This window comes from Polyangium sp. y55x31 (genome assembly GCF_029946505.1).
Taxonomy (GTDB): domain Bacteria; phylum Myxococcota_A; class Polyangia; order Polyangiales; family Polyangiaceae; genus Polyangium.
Genome location: NZ_JARZHG010000016.1, coordinates 171,535 through 190,546 on the forward strand (window position 1 = coordinate 171,535; position 19,012 = coordinate 190,546).

Here is a 19,012-nt window from a genome sequence, read left to right on the forward strand (position 1 = left end):
CTTCATCGCTTCGGCCGGCCCGCCACGGTGCGCGCGAGCGCGAGCACGCGGAGCGCGACGATCTGCGATTCGCTCTGATCCTGCTGGGGCAAGGCCTCGACGATGAGGCGGGCCGAGAACCTCGAAAAGAGCGGCAGCTTTTTCGAGAGATCGATGGGCAGGTAGATCGGGATCCCCTTGTCCGCCATCGGGCCATGGAGGAGCGCGCGGATCCATTCGGCGCCCGAGAGCTCGCGTTTCTGGTACTTGCGTTGCTCGAGCAGGACGCGGCGCGAATGCACGTCGAGGTAATCGGGCGGGAGCATGCGGTTCGCCTTGGCCCACGCCTCGCGCACGCGGAGCGAAAAGTTCGCCGCCACGTCGGCGGAGCTGCCGAGCGGCGTGCCGAGCGCCTCGTTCGCGAGATCGAGCGTCTCTTTGAGCTTCTTGTCGCCCACCGCGAGCGGCGCGGCCGCGCTCGCGAGGACCTTGAGGACTTCAATTTCGTCGAAAGGCAATTCGAGGTCGCCCGCGACGACGAGGAGCGGAGGTTCGAGCACGCCGTCGTCGTTCACCGCCGAGAAGAGCGCGCTCTCCACGTCGAGCGTGGGGATGGCGCGCGTGAGGACCTTCGAGACGCGAGACTTGTCCTCCTTCGCTTTTTCTTCCGGAGTTTTTTCTTTTTTGCGCTCGGGTTTTTTGCGAGGTTTCGGCGGCGAAGCTTCCGGATCCTCGTCGTTCCACGGGTCCTCGGAGGCCTCGCTTTCAGGCTCTTCGGGCGCTGCGGGCGTCGCCGGCTCGAAGAGGGGCTTCCAGGTTTCGTTTTCGGGGAGCCGCGTGGGAAGCTCGGGGGCGAACCACAGGAGATCGACGAGAAAATTCGCGGGCGCAGGTGCTGCGGCGGGCGCCGTGGCCGGGGGTTTGTCGCGACGCTCCTTTTCGCGATCGTCCTCCGTGGGGACCGCCGCGGCGGCATGAGAGGCCTCCGCCGCGCCGAGGAAGGCTGCCGTGGCGAGGACACGTGGATCACTCTTGGCGGGGCGCGAACGATCCTTTTCGATGGGCGTCGACGGCGCAGCGGGCGGCGGGGGCTCGGGCGCGGGGCGAGCTTTTTGCGCGGCGAGCACCGCGGCTTGCCCCACCGTGGTTCCGGCCGGTCGCGCGCCGGGCGGCTGTATCGGGAGCGCGGGCGCGGGCGGCGCCGAATGCGGGACGACGACGCCCGGGAGCGATGGGACCTGCGGGCGCAAAGGCGGGGGCGCGAGGTGCGTCTGCGGCGGCGCCGGAATGGGCGGAGGCGGCGCTGCCATGGGCGGCGGCGCTGCAAGGAGAGGCGCTGCCATGGGCGGCGGCGGGGCCGCAGGTTCGGCCGGGCGCCGGAGTTGCGTCATGGGCGGCGGCGGCGCGACGGGCATGGCCGGCGGGGGCGCGGCCATGGCGGGCGCGGGCATGGATGCGGGGGCCGGCGCGGGCGGGTTCTTTTTCCCCGCGAGCCACGCGGGCATTGCATCACGCGGGATGGTCCCGACAAACACGGCGGTGTCGTTGGCATCCTCCTCGGGCGGCGGCCGTGGGCGCGGCGGCGTCTGCGAGGGCGGCGGCTGCGGCGCGGCCGCGCCCGGCGCGAACGGCAAGGCGGGCGAGGCCGAAAAGGGCAGGGGATTGACGCCGAGGCCCTGGAGACTATCACCCGTCGTTTGCGTGAGATCGAGATCGTCGTCGTCCTCGTCGATCGCGGGCTTCGGCCCGGGCGCGGCGCGCGTCGGCTCGGGGAACCGCACGGGCTCGCCTGGATATTCGACGCCGATGGAGATGCGGCCCGGCTGATCGCGTCCGTCGAGCGGAATCTGCGCGCGGAACGTGAGGCTCGCAATCGCTCGGCTCGTGTCGATCCACAAGGTATCGGGGACGAGATCGGGCTCCCAGGGCGGCAGGCCCTCGATTTCCACGCGCATGTGTGGCTTGATTCCCGGCAGCCGCGTGGAGAATCGTTCGATCTCGGGATGCATGTTCTCGAGCAGAATCGGCTCGTCCGGGCGCAGCTCGGAGACGAGCTGATCCGACGGCGCGCTCTGGAAATACGAGCCGTCGAACTCCATTCCGAGCGGCGTCTCGGTCCACGTGCCATTCGCGAACGCCCCCACGAGCGCGCCGAGCTTGGCGCTCCGCACGAGCCATCGCGAGGCAATGGGCCCGAATCCGACGGTGGGAATTGGGCGCGAGCCGTCCGCATCCGTCAGTCCGGGGGGCTGCAGGTTCGGCAAGGTGCGCCGCCCGTACGCGTCGACGACGGACGGGTCGATCCCGACGGGGTTCCACGAATCATCGCCGCCGGCGGCCCGCTCGTAGCGGAGGGGCATCTGCGTCCATTTTTGCGCCTCCGCGACGGCGCCGTCCCGCGCGACCGTGCGCGCGCCGAGGACCTCGATCGATTTGTCGACGTCGGCGACGACGAGCCGCGCGAAGAGCGATCGCAAAGGCTCGCGACGCGGCGCGAACGCGCTGCCGACGAGCAGGACCTCCGGCCGGGGTTTGTAGGGCGCGAGGTCGCTCGGGGCATACACGCATTTGCCCGGATCGTCGTCCCAGTGGTTGTCGCGCTCGTTGACGCCCTCGGGCTCGGTCGCCACGATCGACGTGCCGGGCTTCAGCGCGTACGTCACCTTGCAGACGACCGTGAGCGACCATTGTCCCGGCTGTTCCTGCCAGGTGACGGAGCCCGTGACGAAAGGCGGGATGGTGATGATCTCCATGAAAAACCGATTCCTGCCCGCCGATCAATCCCACTTCAGGCGCTTCGAGAAATACCGCGCCCGTGCCCACACGTCGCGCGAATAATCATCGCCGGCCGAGCCATCGTCGAGCCTGGCCCAGCTCGCCGCGTCTTTCGGCTGGGTCCGGACGTTGCCCGGGCCGAAGTTGTATCCGGCGATGGAGCCGGCGAGGAGCTGCTCCCGCGTCCAGCTCGGGTGCGCGGCTTTCACGGATTTGTACGTGTCGCTCCAGATCCGCATCGCCTGCTCGGCGTGATCCATGCTGAAAGGACCACCTTTCGGCTTGTGGAACTCCTTGTCGACCTGGAACATCCCATACCCGTCCGGATCGTATTTGCCATACCCGTCCGCGCGGAGGTGCCTGCCGAAGCCGGATTCGCGGCTCGCGAGGCCGAGCAAAAGCGCCGGGGGAATGCCGTATTTCGCGCCGAGCTTCTTCGCGAGCGGCACGAGCTTCTGCGCCCGCGCCCGGTCCATCGGCGCCTCCACGCTCGCCCGAGGCATCTTGCCGGGCTTCATTTTCAGCAGGACCTTGTTTTGGCGTTCGGCTCGGTTCGGGCGGTCCTCGGCCTCCTCCGGCTTCTTCTTCGGCGTCTTTTTCCCGCCGGCAAACAGGGCCATGCTGCCGGTCTTGACGACGCTGCCGCAGTCGAGGCAATCCCCGACGCGGACGACGGCCTTGCCATTGACGTAAATCTCGTCGGAGCCCTCTTCCGCCACGCTGTCGTGGTGCGGGTGATCGGGGCCGTCGTGCGGCTCCCAGAGGTCACCGACGCGCACGACGGCGTGTCCGTCGAGGAAGACGTCCGGGCTGCCCTCGAGGGCCTTGCGCGGCGGGCAACCGTCGTGGCCGCTGCATTCGTCGACGCCCTTGCGAGCTACCAGTGCCATCGGCCCCTCCCCGTCACCACTTCAGGTTCTTCGAATACCACTGTGCTTCCGCCCAGACGTCGCGCGAATAATCGTCGTGCGCGGTGCCATTGTCGAGCTGCGCCCACGCCGCCGTGGACGAGGGCCGCGTCTGCGCGTTGCCCGGGCCCGAGTTGTAGGCGACGAGGCCCGCGGCGAGGTACTCCTCCTCGCTCCAGCCGGGGTGCTTGTCCTTGATCTGGCGAATGTACCCCTTGTAGATGTCCATCGCCTGATCGATGTGGTGCCAGTCCGAAGGGCCGCCCTTCGGCGTGTGATACCGCTTGTCGACCTGGAACAGCCCGAAGCCCATCCCGTCGAATTTGCTGTAGCCGTTCGCGTCGAGGAAATCACCGAACGCGGATTCGCGGTTCATCCAGGCGAGCGCGAGAGCCGGCGGGATGTCGTACCGCTCGCCGATCTTCTTCGCGAGCTCCTTGTAATGCTCGGCCTTCGCTTTGCGGGCCGCGGCGATCTGGTGGTACTTGCCCGCGGGGCCGGGGTTCATCTTGCCGAGCAGCTCGTTCTGCTTCGCGGCCTTCGACTTGCCGTGGTGTTCCTTGTCGTGGTCGTGCTTGGCGGGCTCTTTTTCGTGCTTGGGAGGCTCGTGTTTTGCCTGCTCGTGCTTTGCCTCGTGGTGCTCTTGCTTCGCGGGTTTCTTCTGCCCATGTCCGCCGAGCTTTTTCGGCTTGCGCGCCGCGGGCACCTCCACGGGCGGGTTCAGCTGGATCTTCGGGCCGCCCTTGACGACGAGCTCTTTGCCGGCCTGGATGATGACGTTCCCCTTCGCCGAGAGAATGAGATCACCCTCGACCGTGACGTGCCGGTTGCCCTTCGTCTCTTCGAGCTCGTCTTCCTGGACGACCTTGTGCAGGTCCTTCGTGGCTTCGAGGTAAAAGAGCTCCCCGTCCGCCTTGTCGTCGAACGTGATCTCGTTGCCGCCGTTCTTCGAGCTCGATTTGAGCGTCGTGCGGGTCTTGTTCTCCGGGATCGAATAAGGCACCGGCGAGATCGTGCCGAACAGGCGGCCCACGACGACCGGCAGGTCCGGATCACCTTCGAGGAACGCGACGAGGACTTCCTGGCCCACGCGCGGCATGGTGACCATGCCAAACCCGGGCCCGGCCCAGGCCTGGGAGACGCGCACCCAGCACGAGCCCTTCTCGTCGCCGTTCGCCTCGCGATCCCAGGGGAATTGCAGGCGCACGCGGCCATGTTCGTCGCAATGGATGTCCTCGCCCGGAGGCCCGACGACGACCGCGCTCTGGACGCCGTGGATGCGCGGCTTCTTCGCCTTCGAGAGCGGCTTGAACGCGCCCTCCTCGCCGCTCCGATGCGCGTCGCCGTGGCTCATCGCGGTGAGCAGGGGCCGGTACGGCTTCTCCGCCGAGACGGCCTCGCCGCCGGCGTGCCAATCGTCGTCGACCTCGCCCGAGATGAACGACGAGAGGACGAGGAGCTTCTTGCCATTCTGGAGATCCCGGTGCGGATGTCCCTTCATCGAAAAGAGGGTGCCGGGCGCGACGTCGGTCGCCGACGTGGAGAAGCTGATGCGGCTGGCCGCGCCGCGCATGGCCTCGACGTGCTTCTGCGCCTTTCGCTTGGCCTCTTTTTCGTTGTACCGGTAATTGCCTTCCGCGTCGCCGACCGGCGTGCTGCCGTCGCCGTCGCCCGCGACGTGGCTCGATCCGGGGAGGAAAAAATATTCTTCGAGCAGGCTGTCCGGGCCGTCGTCGTCCGCGCTGTGCGCGCCGGCGAGCGGGAATGTCGGGCGGCGGAAATCGAAATCGCGCACCACCGCGCGCCCCGGGCGCACGTCGTGACCGATGCTCACGTCCGTGATGTGCTCCGACTTCTCCGCCAGGCTCGCGGAGCGCACGAACGGCAGCGCCTTTTCGCGCGGCTCCGAGGTGGTCGGCGCGTCGGTGAGGATCATTTTCGTCTCCTTCGCGCCCTCCGGCGTGGTGAAGAAAAACGAGATGCCCGCGTCGACGAGGAGGCGCCGCACGAAATCGTGGTCCGTCTCGCCGTATTGCACCTTGAATTCGCGCTTCGGGTAATCCTGCTCGTCGATCCGGAACTCGAAGGGCAAACGCCACTCCTCGAGGATCTTCTTGACGATCTGCGGCACCGACGCGTGCTTGTAGACCCGGTGGTTGCGGCGGTGGGAGAGCAGCCAGAACGCGGGGACGATGCGGAGGGCGTACGTCGAGAGCCCGTCGGATTCGACCTCCGTCTGCGCGATCCTCGCGCACACGCCCGTCCAGATGCGCGGGCCGCCGTGGCCCGCGAGCCCGAACGACGCCGGGCGGCCGCTGATCTTCGCGAGGTCGACGTCGTCGTCGCCGAGCGCGATCACGTCGATCTGAAACGACGCGTTCAGCGCCTCGTGCACCGCGAAGCTGCGGACGTCGAGGTGTTCCCCGGATTCGAGGGAGATTTTCACGTTGCTCATGGCTTCATCGTTCTCCGCAAAGGTGGTTCCGAGGAGCGCTCACTTGAACGTCAATCGATAAAGTTTGTCGACGAGGTTCGTCGGATTCTTGAGGGCGGGGTGCCTCCGGTAAGGGCCGCTCATCTGCGTCAGCGCCTGGCCGCGCGCCCGCTCGCCGTAGAGCTCGAAATGGATCATCGACATGCCGAGGGAGTCGAGCAGGCCGACGTACGCGATGTGCTCGCCGCACTTGACCTTTTGCCCCGCCCGCACGGGGACGCGCTTGCTGCTCGAAATCTCGCCATACCGGACGACGCCGACGCCGGGGTGATAGACCTCGAGCGCGTTCGTCCCGTCGTAGAAGAAATAGGGCGGGCGGATGATGACGCCGTCGGCGATCGCGCGGATCTTCGAGCCAAACGGGGCATACAGATCCACGCCACCGTGCTTGCGGCCGCCGGAGCGTGGGGAGCCGAAGTATCGGGGACCGTCCTTCCAGCTCGCCGTGGGTTTTTTCCAGAGCGGGAAGACGAGCTTGCGTTCGGCCTTCGAATCCTTGTCGTCGTCCTTGTCGGCCGCGGGCTTTTTCGGCGGCGGTTTCTTCGGCGGTGGCTTCTTCGGCGGCGGTTTGGGCTGGCTCGGCTGCGGCGAGGCGCCTCCGGTGCCACTCGACGCGCCGGGGAGCTTGATCTGCTGCCCGACGGAGATCTGATTCGGATTCGTGATCTGCGGGTTCGCCTTGAGGATCGCGCTGACCGAGGTGTCGTATTTCTCGGCGATCGCGCCGAGCGTATCGCCCGACTTCACGGTGTACGAGCCCGGGGCTTTCGCCGACAGCGCCATCATCTTCTGCGCCTGCGCGGGCGGCGGCTCCTGCACGATCGCCCGCGCGGCGAACGCGACGGGCGCGGGCGGCGGCGCGCCGGCAACGGGACCCGGCGGCGGGATGAAGATCGGAGGCGGCGGCCCGAGGTCGAAAGGCGTGTCGTCGTTCGACATGAGATCTCCGGGGCTAGCAAGGCCGTTGCCAACGGCGCGCCCTCGACAAATACGCGAAAGGACTTGAGCTGGAAATGGGGAGGAGGAAGCAGGGGTGGATCTATCCCGATCCATCCCTGGGGTTTGCGTTCCCCAGGACGGTTCGGCGGGCGCGAACGTTCATCAGGCGGGCGTCATCGAGCTGACAGGTGGGCGGCGCTTAGCCGGCCGGCGACGCCTGGATTCGCCCGGCGCCTCTACCCCGCGCACTCCGCGCAGAGCTTGCCGAGCGTGCGAATTGCGTGATCGAAGAGCTCTGACCACGGGTGCCCGCATGACAAGCGGATGTACCCCGAAAAACGCTGCTTCGCCGAGAAGAGCGGACCCGGCGCGATGGAGATGCCCCGAGCGAGCGCACGTTCGAAGAGCAGGTGCGCGCTCGTGCCCGGCGGCAGCTCGACCCACAAGAGGAACCCGCCCGCCGGACGCGAAATGCGCGTCCCGGGCGGGAAATATTCGGCCACGGCCTCGCTCACCCGCTCGACCTGCGCCGCGAGCTTGCGCCGGAGCGCGCGCAGGTGATGGTCGTAGCCGCCATTGTCGAGGAAATCCGCCACGGCCATTTGCGGCAGGGTCGCCGTGGCCACGCTCTGGGCGAACTTGAGCTGCTCGACCTCCTCGCGGAAGACGCCGGGCGCGGCCCAGCCGACGCGATACCCCGGCGCCAGCGTCTTCGAGAACGAGGAGCAGAGCATCACGAGCCCGCGTTTGTCGAAGGCCTTGGCCGGCCGCGGGCGCTCGTCGCCGAAATGCAGGTCGCCGTAGATGTCGTCCTCGATGAGCGGGATCTCGCGGCGCCCGAGCATCTCCACGAGCTCTTCCTTCGCCTCGTCCGGCATCAGGGCGCCGAGGGGGTTGTTGAAGTTCGGGATGGCCATGACGGCGCGAATGCGGTGGCGCCCCATCGCCTCCGCGAGCGCGGCGAGGTCCATGCCCGTGCGCGGGTGCGAGGGGATCTCGATGACCCGCATGTTGAGGCTCGCGAGGAGCCGCAAGAGCCCGTAATACGCGGGGGATTCGACGGCCACCGTGTCGCCCGGCCGCGTCGCGGCGCGCAGGCAGAGGTGGAGCGCCTCGGCCGCGCCAACCGTGGTCACGATGTCGTCGGCGGAGAGCGCGCAGCCCCATTCGATGGATCGACGCGCAATCTGTCGGCGCAGCGCGAGGAGGCCCGGCGGCAGGTCGTACGAGACGCCCGCGCCGCCCGCGCTCCGGGCGATGAGGCTCGCGGATCGGTTGATGCGCTCGGTCGGCAGGAGGTCGGGATCGAGGAAGCCCGCGCCGAGCGGCACGATGCTGGGATCACGCCCGGCGCCGTAGAGCTTCGCGACCATGCTTTCGATGCTCGGGCGGCTCGTGGTCGTGCACGCGCGCGCCGCGCGTGGCTCGGGCGGGAGCGGGGCGCGGCGGGCCCGCACGTAATGCCCCGATTGCGGCCGCGCCTCGATGGTGCCGCGATTCTCGAGCTCGAGGTACGCCTGCAGCACCGTCGCGATGCTGACGCCCTGCTGGCGCGCGAGCCGCCGGACCGAGGGGATCCGATCGCCGGGGCGGAGCGTGCCCCGCTCGATCAGCTCCTCGATGTGCGCGGCGACGCGCTCGTAAAGAAGCCCCTGCTCCGCGGCGACACTTTCTTGCTGCACGGGGATGAAGGATACCGCGCCGAGGCCTCCCGCGCACCGGTACAGTTGCCGCAGGCGGCGACCAGTACAGTGCGGCTTCCGGCCAACTGTACCGGTCGCACATGCCGAGCAACTGCATCTGTGCTGGGTGCCTGTCCGAGGTCAAGCTCCGGGCATGACGACGACCGTGCCAAGGTTCGGCGCGGGCGTGGCGCCGCGCGCGCCGCGCCTTTTCGAGCTCGATCTCGCCAAGGGCGCGCTGTGGGCGCAAAGGCTCCGCGGGCCGTTCGCCCTCGCGTGTACGAGCGGTTCGGTCTGGCTGACCCGCGAGGGTGATCCGGACGACGTGGTGCTCTCGGCGGGCGGCTGCTACCGTGGCGCCGATCAGGGGCTCGTCGTGGTCGAGGCCCTGTCGCGGGCGCACATCACGGTGTCGAGAGAAGGTTTTGCAGGAAAACTCCGGCGGCTCCTCGCTGCGCTGAGGCAGCAGTGGCTCGTGCTGGTCTCGCTGTTCTCTCTGTACGTCATCTGGGGCTCGACGTACCTCGGGATGCACATCGCGCTGGAGACGCTACCGCCGTTTTTCATGGGCGGGACGCGGTTCGTGCTCGCGGGCGGCATTCTGTACGGGGCGCTCCGGCTGCGCGGCGAGGCCGCGCCGACGCGGAAGCAATGGGCCGGGGCCGCGCTCGTGGGCTCGCTCCTGCTCGCGTGTGGCAATGGGTTTCTCGCGATCGGCCAGCAGCGAGGGTGGGTGAGCTCGGGCGTGGCCGCAGTCGTGGTGACGACGATGCCGCTCTGGATGGCCGTGCTCGGGAGCGCCGCGGCGTTCGTGCAGCGCCGCGCAGGCCGCGAAGGGACGTCGGCCGCGCCTTCGGCCGGAGAATGGGCGGGGCTTCTGGTCGGGTTCACGGGCGCCGCGCTCCTGCACCTCGGCGGCTCGATGGGCGGCTCGGGCGGCGGGATTCTGCTGATGATGTTGTCGCCGTTCGCGTGGGCGCTCGGCTCGCTGTTCAGCCGGTCGATGGATCTGCCGAAGGGGCTCATGGCCTCGGCCGCGCAGATGATCGCGGGCGGGCTCATCATGCTCTTGCTCGCGCCGATCCTCGGCGAGCCGCTGCCGGTCGCGCCGTCGGCCCGCTCGCTCGCGGCGCTCGCGTATCTGACGGTGTTCGGCTCGATCGTGGGGTTTTCCGCGTACGGCTACCTGATCCGGAACACGCGGCCGGCCATTGCGACGAGTTATGCGTACGTGAACCCGCTCGTCGCCATTGCGGTCGGGATCTGGCTCGGCGGCGAGGAGGCCTCGGCGACGACGTGGCTCGCGGCGCTCATCGTGATCGCGGGCGTCGTGATCGTGTCGATGTCGCGGGCGCGGCCTTCGCGCTCCTGATCGCTTCGGCCTCAAACCTTCGGGGCGCAGCCGCCGTGCGCCCCGCTGTCGCACGTGCAATCGATGCAGCCGTGCTCGGCGCAGGTCCCACACGAGACGGCGACCTGCTTCCGTAACGCCTCTCGCGCGCGGAAGACCCGCACGGCCGCGTTCGAGGGCGAGATCCCCTGCTCCTCGGCGAAATCCTTCACCGCGACGCCCTCCACCTCGATGCGCTCGAGCGCGGCGCGGTATTCGGGCTTGAGCGTCTTCGCGAGGCGCGTGACGCATTGGCAGATCGCGCCGCGGACCTCCTGGGTCGGCTCGGCGTGATCCTCGACCTCGGAGGCGAAGGCGTCGAGCGCGCGCCGCGCGGAGCCCTGGCGACGGCGATGATCGATGACGGCGTTGCGCAGGAGGCGGTAGAACCAGGCGATCGCGGATTCGTCCTTCTGGAGCGTGTCGAGGCGCTGGAGGCCACGCGCGAAGGCCTCTTGCAGGATGTCCTCGGCGAGGGCGCGGTCGCCGAGGCGGCGCTCGAGGAACGCCAGAAACGCCCGGTGGTTCTCGACGAGGACACGCGCGACGTCGCCCTCCACGGGCAAGGTGGGGGTCGTCTCCGAGGTCGGGCCAGGATCTGCCATGGGCTCGTTTGTCGCCCCGAGGGGCGCTCCTGTCAACACGGCGCGCGTGCTCATCGTTTGACTCCATAGGAACGAAGACGCAAAGAGCTGAGGAGGACGGACACGCTCGACAGGCTCATCGCCGCGCTCGCCAGGACGGGCGAGAGGAGCCAGCCGGTCAGCGGGAAGAGCGCGCCCGCGGCGATCGGGATGCCGATCACGTTGTAGACGAAGGCCCAGAAGAGGTTCTGGCGGATGGTGCGCAACGTGGCGCGCGCGAGGCCGAGCGCGGTGGGGAGCGAGGCGATTCCGCCGCGGAGGAGCGCGATGTCGGCCGCAGCGACCGCGATGTCGGTGCCGCTCGCGACCGCGATGCCCACGTGGGCGCCGGCGAGCGCCGGAGCGTCGTTGATGCCGTCGCCGACCATCGCGACGATGCGGCCCTTCGCGCGTTCTTCGAAGACGATGCGCGCCTTGTCCTCGGGGCGCACGTTCGCGTGGATCTCGTCGATCCCGAGGGAGCGCGCCACGGCGCGCGCGGTGGCCTCGCGATCACCCGTCGCCATGGCGACACGCACGCCGAGCGCGTGCAGGGCGGCGACGGCTTCTTTCGCCTCCGACGTCGGCAGATCGGCGACCGCGACGAGGCCAGCGAGCGTTCCCTCGACGGCGACGAACGAAGGCGTGTTCCCGCCCTGCGCGAGCGCATCCGCGGCTTCTTCGAGCGCCGCGGCATCGATGCCGTGCTCGGCGAGGTACCGCGCCGTGCCGATTCGAACCTCGCGCCCCGCGACACGCGCGATCACGCCGGCCCCCGCGTCTGCGCGGAATTCCTCGGGCGAAACGAGGCGCAATCCACGCGCGCGTGCTCCCTCGACGAGCGCTTTCGCCACCGGATGCTCGCTCCCGAGCTCCGCGGATCCCACGAGGTGAAGGATGTCTTCCTCGCGGAAGCTCGGCATGGTCTTCACCGCCGAGAGCGTGGGGCGGCCGGCCGTGACCGTGCCCGTTTTGTCGACGATCACCGTGTCGACGCGGCTCGCTGCTTCGAGCGCGGTGCCGCCCTTCACGAGCACGCCGAGCTCGGCGCCGCGGCCCGTGCCCACGGCGACGGCGGCCGGCGTGGCGAGGCCGAGCGCGCAAGGGCAAGCGATGACGAGCACCGCGACGAACCGCTCGACCGCGGCGGCGAGGCCCGTCGCGGAGGGGTCGACGAAGAGCCACGCGGCAAACGCGAGGGTCGCGATTCCGAGCACCACCGGGACGAACACCCCGCTCACCGTGTCCGCGAGGCGCGCAATGGGCGCCTTCGAGCCCTGGGCTTGCTCGACGGCGGCGGCGATCTGCGCGAGCGTGGTCTCCGCGCCGGTCTTCGTGATGCGCACGGTGAGCTGTCCGCTCTGGTTCAGCGTGCCGCCGAAGACGGGCGCGCCCGCGGTTTTGTCGACGGGGAGGCTCTCGCCGGTGAGCATCGATTCGTCGACCGCGGATGCGCCCGCGAGCACTTCGCCGTCGCTCGGGAGCCGTTCGCCGGGACGAACCCGTACGATGTCGCCCGGCGCGAGGTGCGAGAGAGGGATCTCGTCTTCGATGTCGCCGCGGAGCCGCCGCGCCGTCTTCGGCTGGAGCGCGACGAGCCCACGCACAGCGTCGGTGAGGCGCTTTCGCGCGCGGGTTTCGAGGAGCTTGCCGAGCAGGACGAAGCTCACGATGGCGCCGACGGCCTCGAAATAGACGTGCGGGCGCAGGCCATGCGCCGCGTGCGGGAAGAGGCCGGGCGCGAGGACGGCGATCGCGGAATAGATCCACGCGGCGCCGGTCCCGAGGCTGACGAGGGTGTTCATGTCGGCGGCGCGATGCCGGAGCGCGATCCACGCGAGGCGGAAGAACCGGCGGCCGGGGCCGAGGATCACGGCCGTCGCGAGGGCGAGCTGCACGAGGCGGCCGATCGTGCCGTCCGCGCCGGGGATCCAGCCGTGCGACATGCCGAGGACGAGCAGCGGGACGGAGAGGCCGAGCGCGATGGCGAAGTCGCGCCGGAGCACGCGGCGCTCGTGGTCGAGGCTCGCGTCGGCTGCGTGGGTTCGTTCGGCCGGCGCGGCGGAGGTCTCCGGGGCGGCCGCTTGCCGTGGGACGCTGTAGCCTGCGCGTTCGATGGCCGTGACGAGCGATTCGGTCTTTCCGGTCGCGGGATCGTACGTGACTGTCGCGGTGCGCGTGACGAGGTTGACCTTGGCCTCGTGGACGCCTTCGGTCGCGAGCAAGGCGCGCTCGATGCGCCGCACGCAGGCGGCGCAGGTCATGCCTTCGACGGGCAGGTCGATGCGGCGAGCCGCCGGGGCGGCGGTGTTCTCGGGGAGGAGAGCGGGAGCGGATGCGGTCGACATGGAAACCTCGCTTCGACCGCGCAGACGCATCACCGCCCTGCGCATTACACCGCCCGGCAGGGTGTAATGAACCGCGGGGGCTGCGTCTTCAGGGGTGCGAGCGGCGAACGGGCCGCTCCCCGAAAAAGGAAGGACGCCATGAAAGAAACGTTGCTCCACGTCGACGGGATGAGCTGCCCGTCCTGCATTCGTCACATCGACGGCGCGCTGCGCGGGATCGCCGGCGTCGAGAAGGTCGACGTGAAGCTCCGCGAGGGGACGGTCCTCGTGAAGCACGATCCGTCGAGCGCGCCGACGAACGTCCTCGTCGAGGCGCTGCGCGACGCCGGTTACGAGTCGCGCCCCCGCGCCGCCTGAAATGGGGGCGGATGCGCCGGAGCCCTCGGAGATTCCCGCGAGCTCCGGCGCCTCGGGTTTCACCCGCAAGAACCTTCCCCGCAGCTCATCTGCGCGCCGTGCTTCTGCGAGGCCGTCGGGGTCGTCGCAGGCGCCGGCGCGGGTTTTTCGAAGGGCTCGGACGGCGTCGCCGTGACGGGCGATGGGGCAGGGGGCGCGGCGGCCTGCGTTTCAGCGGGTGCTGCGGTCGTGGCGCGTGGCGTAGCGGCGGGCTTGGCTGCGGTCTTGGCTGGGGCCGCGGAGGGAGGGATCGCCGCGCTCGAAGGCGCTGGGACGGGGGCTCCTGGCGTCGCGGCCACGGGCATTTCGTTCGCCTTGGGAGGGGTCGCGGCGGGCGTTTCGGCCACGGGCTTCACGTCCGGGCCGTCCGTCGGCGCCGGGGACGTGGTGCAACCGGCGATCAGGGCGCCCGCCCCGAGGGCGGCCAGCGTCTCGTAGATACTCTTCGCATTCATGAACAAGCTCCTTCGTGGTTCTCTGCGAGGGGTGCGACCTGCCGACGCAGGGGGGCGCCGCCCATTACAGTCGCCCGCGGAGCTTTCGTGAGCGGACGGTCGCGCCCCGGCCGAGGTGCTTTGAAACCAGGGCCGGACGGTGTAGACATGGACCATGGCGCGACGGGAGAGCCTGTTCGTCCGGCTGGCGGTTTGTCTGGGCCTGCTCCTCCCCGGAGGCTGCGGGGGCGCGCCCACGGCGAAGGCGAGCGCCGTGACGGGGGACGCGCCGGCGGTGCATTATTCGTTCGTCGTCGATTCCGAGCTCCGCACGCTTTCGGCCACCGTATGCCCCCGGGACCTGCAGCTCGCGCGGCTGCGCATGACGGTGCCCGAGCTCGCCACGCGCGTGCGCCGGCCGCGCATCTTGCGGGCCACGGGCGACGTGCCGCTGGAATTCGAGGAGGACGCCGTGGCCATTGCCTCGATGACGGACGGCGCTTGTATCGGCTACGACGTCGATCTCGGTCCACCGACGGAGGGTTTTTGGATCACGCACGGCGATGCCCACGTGCTCGCCGCGCCCGACGTCTGGCTGCTCGCGCCCGAGCCCCGGCCCGCGGGAACGCTCTTCACCGCGAGCTTCACGCTCCCGCCGGGCATTCGCGCCGCACTCCCGTGGCCCGAGGATCCACGAGGATATCGCGTCCCGACGTCGGCCTTCACGATGCGGAGCGCGGGGGCGTTCGGCCAATTCGAGCGAGAGATGCTGCGCGTGGGCGGGGCCGAGCTCGATGTGGTGGCGCTCGGCGGCGGGTTCGGCGAGCGCACGCCGCTCGTGACGCAATGGATGCAAAAGAGCGCGTCCGCGCTGGCCCAGCTCCACGACGGTGTTCCCGTGCCGCGATTGATGGCGCTGCTCCTCCCGTATCCGGGGTCGGAGGTCGGATTCGGCATGGCGCTGCGCGGGGGCGGCCCGACCGTGATGATCCTGGTGGGTTCGTCCGTCACCAAAGAGGCCCTCGATGAGGACTGGGTCGGCGTGCACGAGCTTTTCCATCTGTCGGCGCCGCGTTTTCTTCCAGGCGACGCGTGGCTGTCCGAAGGGCTCGCGACGTATTACACGGACATCCTGCGGGCGCGGGCGGGGCTCATGGATGAACGCAGCGCCTGGGATGATCTCGTGGACGGCTTTCGGCGCGGGAGCCGGCGCGGGACGGGGCGTACGCTCCGGCAAGAGAGCATCGACATGCACGCGACGCACGCCTATCAGCGCGTGTACTGGGCCGGCGCGGCGCTTTCGCTGCTCGCCGACGTCGAGCTCCGCAAGCGGGGCGTGGAGGGGGGTCTCGACGGGCCGATCCGCGAGCTCGGGCGTTGCTGCGCGAAATCCGAGGAGGCTTGGTCCGCCGAGGAGTTCGCGGCGTTCGTCGACGAGAAGACGGGGCAGGCCGTCGTGCGGCCGCTGTTCGAGCGATACCTCGATCGAGCGGAGTTTCCCGATACCGCGGAGGTTCTCGCGGCGCTCGGCGTGAAGGGGGCCGGGCAGGAGATGACGCTCGCTGCGGATGCCCCGCAAGCCGGCGTGCGGAGCGCGATGATGGCGCCCCGCGCCGGGAGCACGAGGCCCTGAGCTCGTCCGGGCTCAGGCGGCTTCGGGCTTCGGCGCGGCCTCTTCGGGCGCGCGACGCTCGATTTTCCGGCGGAAGACGAGCATGCAGACCGGCGCCGCGATCGTCATGAGCCCGATGACGAGCCACATTTGCCGCGAATCCCGCGGGCCGGTCGGCGGGCAATACACGGAGAGCAGATAGCCGCTGAGGAAACCCACGAAGGGTTTGGCGAGGAACAGGGGGATCTCCGAGAGCCCCATGTAACTCGCCTCGCGCCCGGGCGGCGCGATCGTCGCCGTGTATTCGTAGAGCCGGGGCGACCAGAGCGCCTCGCCGATCGAGAGCAGGACGATGAACACGACGCTCGCGGTGACGGTCGTCGAGACGGCCAGCGCGAGCACCGAAAACGCCGTGATCGTCGCGCCGATCGAGATCACCGGATAAGGCGGGTACTTGCGCGTGAGCGCCGTCGCCACCGGCGTGAGGACGATGATCATCGCAGGGTTGATCGACCAGTAATAAGCGAACGGAAAATCCTGGCCGAACTCGCGGATCGTGTACTTCGGCCAGGTCAGATGCGCGTGCTGGAGCACGAGGCGGACGAACGTGAGAAGCGCGATGAACCCCAGGAAGATCCAGAACGCCGGCTCGCGCAGCACCTCGCGGGCGATGGAGAGCGGGTTTTTCGTGGGTTTATCAGAGGCCGCGGCCGGCTTCGCCTCGCGCATGGAGAGCGCGAGGACGACGTTGAGGCAGGAAGCGACGAACCCGACGAGGAAGACCATCTGGCTCGAGGAGAACGTGATCCCGGCGATCGTCGCGCCGCCCTTGAACCACTTCCGGAACTCGGTGATGAGCGGCCCCTGGGCGAGCGAGCCGACGTTCATGAGCACGTAATAAAACGAGAAGGCGAACGAAACCGTGGCAGGGGTCGTGTAGCTGCGCACGGCCGCGTTCATCGTGGGCTTCATGCAGGCAATGCCCCAGACGGACGCGGCGAGCGCCGCGTAAATGGTCATCTTGTCGCCCGCGAACGCGAGCATGCCCCGGCCGACGGCCGTGGAGAGGGCCGCGATCACGAGCGCGCGCCGGACCCCGAGCCCGTCGGCGATGAAGCCCGAGAAGAAGACGACGAGGCTGATGACCGTGAGCCAGGTGCCCGCGACGGAACCGGCGGCGGTATCGGAGAAGCCGTGGTCGTCCGACAAGAAAATCACGAGGAGCGACCAGATGGCGAAATACGCGACGGACTCGAGGAGCTTCATCGCGTACACGGTCCAGAGCTCGCGCGGGGAGGCGACGAGCTCGCGCAGATCGGCGGAGAGGGAGCGATCGGCGCGCGCTTCGGGAGGGGCTGCCATGGGCGAACGATACACACGCGGCCGGCGGGATCCACGGGGATCGGCGCCCCGGGGCGTCGCGGGGAGCGCCAGACCTCGAACGTCGTGTCGATCACGGACACGTACACGTTCAGCTCGTTCTACCTCGAATGCCAGGTGCCGGCCATCAGCGGCGGCAATGCATCGCGGATCCCCGCCCCACCGGGCCGCGTTGCGGAAAACCCGCTTGCTCCCGCGACGCCGGCCGCTTTACACTCGGTTCATGCGAATGAACCAGGTCACCGTGCCGGCCACGGACATCGCGGCCTCGATTGCCTTTTATCAGGCGCTCGGCCTGCGCCTCATCGTGCGCGCCGACCACTACGCGCGCTTCGAATGCCCCGACGCGGCCGGCGGCGAGCCGGCCACGTTCTCGCTGCACCTGCAGGATGCGCCTCCCGCGAAGGACGGCGTGGTCGTTTATTTCGAGGAAGACGACCTCGACGCGACCGTCGAGCGCTTGTCGAAGGCGGGCCTCACGTTCGACGTGCTTCCCACGGACCAGCGCTGGCTCTGGCGCGAGGCGTACCTCACGGATCCGGCGGGCAATCGTGTTTGTCTCTACCGCGCCGGGGAGGCACGGCGCTTTCCGCCGTGGCGATTGAAGGATTCTTGACCGGCTCCCCGGCGCAGATGTCACACGAATCGCGGCGCGCTCACCCGCTTTCTTTTTCGATCGTGGCGAGCATCGTCCGGGCGAACTCGATCGCGCCATCGTTGCCCGTGGTGAGCCCCCACTTCGCCCCGAGCGCGGGGAACGCCGCCCAGCGCTCGGCGGCGTGGGCGGCGAGGCCGCTCCACGTCGTGCCACCGGCCGCCTCGAAACGCGCGAGGCAAGCGTCGAGCGCTGCCTTGCCGAAGGCGCCGACGAACAGCGCGAAATCGATCGAGGGATCCCCGAGGTGGGCCTCGGTCCAATCGAGGATCCCCGTCAAGCGGCCCTCCTCGTCGAGGAGCATGTGACCCGGATGGAGATCGCCGTGTACCAGGGCGAGGTGACGCGGCCAGATCGCGTCGTTCGCGATCCAGCGTTGCCAGCGCGCCCAGACCACATCCGACGGCGCGAGCACGCCACGCGTTTCGTCCATGGCGCGGGCGATCTCGGTGCGGCTTTCCTCGATTGTTTTCGTCGGGACACCCGCTTCCGCAATCGCCCGGGCGCTCACCCTTTGTAACGCCGCGAGAGCGTCGGCGAACGAATGGATGAACGTCTCCGAGGGCGCCGCCGGATCGACACGATTCCAGACGACGCCGGCTGCCGGATCCACGGTGACGGCGGGGACGCCGCCGAGGCGCGGGTAAGCGATCACCTGGTCGGTGAACACGCGCCAATGCGGCACGGCGACCGGCAGGTGTGCGCGTACGAGAGCGAGCACGCGCGCTTCGACGCGCGCAGACTCCACCACGGCCATGCGGCGCGGCGTCCGCACGACCCACGGCACGCCTTCCTCGTCGTGGGCGTGCACCACGAGGAAATCGAGCCCACTTCGATCGAAATCGGCCATTTCGGTCGTGACCCGGAGCCCCGCGCGGCGCGCGGCCGCGAGGAGAGCGGGGGCAGAATCGAGCGGCTCGAAAGACGAAGAAGCCGCGGGCGAGAGATCACTACGTTCGGTCATGAAAAACTCCTCTTCGTGCGCCCGAAGGCGCATACGGAAGGGGAAGACGCGCAGCGCGTCGCCTCACGACCGACAGCTCGGATGTGGTCCATTCATCCTCGCAGCCTGTGGACTCATCTGCTGCGCGCCCCGAATCATCGGTCGACATCGCTCGAAATCCTTCAGGATTCCTCGCTCCGTCGCCCTAGCTTCGGGGCGCTCGCGATGATCATTCCACAGGCGGCTGGGCTGCCAGGCTGCCGGCGTGAGCCACCGCGCCCGGTCTTCCCCGGGGGGAAGCGGGCACGAAAAAGCACCCACGCGCTCGCTGCATCGACCCGGCCGTGCCGGGGATGCAAGGAGGACGAGGATGCGAGCTCAGCGCAGCCGGATGAATGCCATGGCGCGACTCTGCCATACGATGCGCGACAAGGCAACCCCTCGTGGCACGGAG

The 19,012-nt window shown here is 69.1% G+C and carries 14 protein-coding genes; 4 read left to right on the forward strand and 10 right to left on the reverse strand.

What is annotated here, in order from left to right; all coding sequences use genetic code 11:
- Positions 1 to 2 precede the first annotated feature (2 nt).
- From QHF84_RS26605 to QHF84_RS26625, 5 genes are all read right to left on the reverse strand, one after another.
- Entirely contained in the window at positions 3 to 2,732 is a 2,730-nt protein-coding gene (locus tag QHF84_RS26605) for a DUF2169 domain-containing protein (RefSeq protein ID WP_281316232.1), read from the reverse strand.
- 24 nt (positions 2,733 to 2,756) lie between these two features.
- Positions 2,757 to 3,644: a PAAR domain-containing protein gene (locus QHF84_RS26610; protein ID WP_281316233.1), complete on the reverse strand. Its 888-nt coding sequence runs from the start codon at positions 3,642 to 3,644 to the stop codon at positions 2,757 to 2,759.
- A 13-nt stretch (positions 3,645 to 3,657) separates the two neighbouring features.
- Positions 3,658 to 6,117, reverse strand: coding sequence for a type VI secretion system tip protein TssI/VgrG (gene tssI, locus QHF84_RS26615; protein ID WP_281316234.1), 2,460 nt, complete (start codon positions 6,115 to 6,117; stop codon positions 3,658 to 3,660).
- A 39-nt stretch (positions 6,118 to 6,156) separates the two neighbouring features.
- Positions 6,157 to 7,095 carry a LysM peptidoglycan-binding domain-containing protein gene (locus QHF84_RS26620; protein WP_281316235.1) on the reverse strand — a complete coding sequence of 313 codons (939 nt, stop codon included), beginning with the start codon at positions 7,093 to 7,095 and terminating at the stop codon, positions 6,157 to 6,159.
- Positions 7,096 to 7,331: 236 nt separating this feature from the next.
- The gene (locus QHF84_RS26625; RefSeq protein WP_281316236.1) at positions 7,332 to 8,777 is read right to left on the reverse strand and encodes a PLP-dependent aminotransferase family protein; all 1,446 of its coding nucleotides are present in this window, start codon (positions 8,775 to 8,777) and stop codon (positions 7,332 to 7,334) included.
- 154 nt (positions 8,778 to 8,931) lie between these two features.
- On the opposite strand from QHF84_RS26625, the gene yedA reads away from it, so the two are divergent.
- On the forward strand, positions 8,932 to 10,149 hold the full coding sequence (yedA, locus tag QHF84_RS26630; RefSeq protein ID WP_281316237.1) for a drug/metabolite exporter YedA: 1,218 nt from the start codon (positions 8,932 to 8,934) through the stop codon (positions 10,147 to 10,149).
- 11 nt (positions 10,150 to 10,160) lie between these two features.
- Here the strand turns inward: yedA and QHF84_RS26635 are convergent, their stop codons facing one another.
- Positions 10,161 to 10,772, reverse strand: a complete 612-nt coding sequence (locus tag QHF84_RS26635; protein ID WP_281316238.1) for a sigma-70 family RNA polymerase sigma factor — start codon at positions 10,770 to 10,772, stop codon at positions 10,161 to 10,163.
- A gap of 50 nt (positions 10,773 to 10,822) precedes the next feature.
- Positions 10,823 to 13,138, reverse strand: coding sequence for a heavy metal translocating P-type ATPase (locus QHF84_RS26640; RefSeq protein WP_281316239.1), 2,316 nt, complete (start codon positions 13,136 to 13,138; stop codon positions 10,823 to 10,825).
- A gap of 138 nt (positions 13,139 to 13,276) precedes the next feature.
- Here QHF84_RS26640 and QHF84_RS26645 point away from each other — a divergent pair, with 138 nt between their 5' ends.
- Positions 13,277 to 13,495 (forward strand): heavy-metal-associated domain-containing protein, encoded by a 219-nt coding sequence (locus QHF84_RS26645; RefSeq protein WP_272427445.1) that lies wholly within the window; start codon positions 13,277 to 13,279, stop codon positions 13,493 to 13,495.
- A 59-nt stretch (positions 13,496 to 13,554) separates the two neighbouring features.
- Here the strand turns inward: QHF84_RS26645 and QHF84_RS26650 are convergent, their stop codons facing one another.
- Positions 13,555 to 13,989: a hypothetical protein gene (locus tag QHF84_RS26650; RefSeq protein ID WP_281316240.1), complete on the reverse strand. Its 435-nt coding sequence runs from the start codon at positions 13,987 to 13,989 to the stop codon at positions 13,555 to 13,557.
- Positions 13,990 to 14,143: 154 nt separating this feature from the next.
- Between QHF84_RS26650 and QHF84_RS26655 the strand changes: the two genes are divergently transcribed.
- Positions 14,144 to 15,601 (forward strand): hypothetical protein, encoded by a 1,458-nt coding sequence (locus QHF84_RS26655; protein ID WP_281316241.1) that lies wholly within the window; start codon positions 14,144 to 14,146, stop codon positions 15,599 to 15,601.
- Positions 15,602 to 15,613: 12 nt separating this feature from the next.
- Here the strand turns inward: QHF84_RS26655 and QHF84_RS26660 are convergent, their stop codons facing one another.
- Positions 15,614 to 16,942, reverse strand: coding sequence for an MFS transporter (locus QHF84_RS26660; RefSeq protein WP_281316242.1), 1,329 nt, complete (start codon positions 16,940 to 16,942; stop codon positions 15,614 to 15,616).
- 241 nt (positions 16,943 to 17,183) lie between these two features.
- On the opposite strand from QHF84_RS26660, the gene QHF84_RS26665 reads away from it, so the two are divergent.
- On the forward strand, positions 17,184 to 17,576 hold the full coding sequence (locus tag QHF84_RS26665; protein ID WP_281316243.1) for a VOC family protein: 393 nt from the start codon (positions 17,184 to 17,186) through the stop codon (positions 17,574 to 17,576).
- 40 nt (positions 17,577 to 17,616) lie between these two features.
- Here the strand turns inward: QHF84_RS26665 and QHF84_RS26670 are convergent, their stop codons facing one another.
- Positions 17,617 to 18,579, reverse strand: coding sequence for a macrolide 2'-phosphotransferase (locus QHF84_RS26670; RefSeq protein ID WP_281316244.1), 963 nt, complete (start codon positions 18,577 to 18,579; stop codon positions 17,617 to 17,619).
- Positions 18,580 to 19,012 lie beyond the last annotated feature (433 nt).

Coding starts and splice junctions, on each gene's coding strand:
- QHF84_RS26645 (WP_272427445.1), top strand. CDS start 13,277: ATGAAAGAAACGTTGCTCCACGTCGACGGGATGAGCTGCCCGTCCTGC.
- QHF84_RS26655 (WP_281316241.1), top strand. CDS start 14,144: ATGGCGCGACGGGAGAGCCTGTTCGTCCGGCTGGCGGTTTGTCTGGGC.
- QHF84_RS26670 (WP_281316244.1), bottom strand. CDS start 18,579: ATGACCGAACGTAGTGATCTCTCGCCCGCGGCTTCTTCGTCTTTCGAG.
- QHF84_RS26610 (WP_281316233.1), bottom strand. CDS start 3,644: ATGGCACTGGTAGCTCGCAAGGGCGTCGACGAATGCAGCGGCCACGAC.
- tssI (WP_281316234.1), bottom strand. CDS start 6,117: ATGAGCAACGTGAAAATCTCCCTCGAATCCGGGGAACACCTCGACGTC.
- QHF84_RS26605 (WP_281316232.1), bottom strand. CDS start 2,732: ATGGAGATCATCACCATCCCGCCTTTCGTCACGGGCTCCGTCACCTGG.
- QHF84_RS26620 (WP_281316235.1), bottom strand. CDS start 7,095: ATGTCGAACGACGACACGCCTTTCGACCTCGGGCCGCCGCCTCCGATC.
- QHF84_RS26640 (WP_281316239.1), bottom strand. CDS start 13,138: ATGTCGACCGCATCCGCTCCCGCTCTCCTCCCCGAGAACACCGCCGCC.
- QHF84_RS26665 (WP_281316243.1), top strand. CDS start 17,184: ATGCGAATGAACCAGGTCACCGTGCCGGCCACGGACATCGCGGCCTCG.
- QHF84_RS26650 (WP_281316240.1), bottom strand. CDS start 13,989: ATGAATGCGAAGAGTATCTACGAGACGCTGGCCGCCCTCGGGGCGGGC.
- yedA (WP_281316237.1), top strand. CDS start 8,932: ATGACGACGACCGTGCCAAGGTTCGGCGCGGGCGTGGCGCCGCGCGCG.
- QHF84_RS26635 (WP_281316238.1), bottom strand. CDS start 10,772: ATGGCAGATCCTGGCCCGACCTCGGAGACGACCCCCACCTTGCCCGTG.
- QHF84_RS26660 (WP_281316242.1), bottom strand. CDS start 16,942: ATGGCAGCCCCTCCCGAAGCGCGCGCCGATCGCTCCCTCTCCGCCGAT.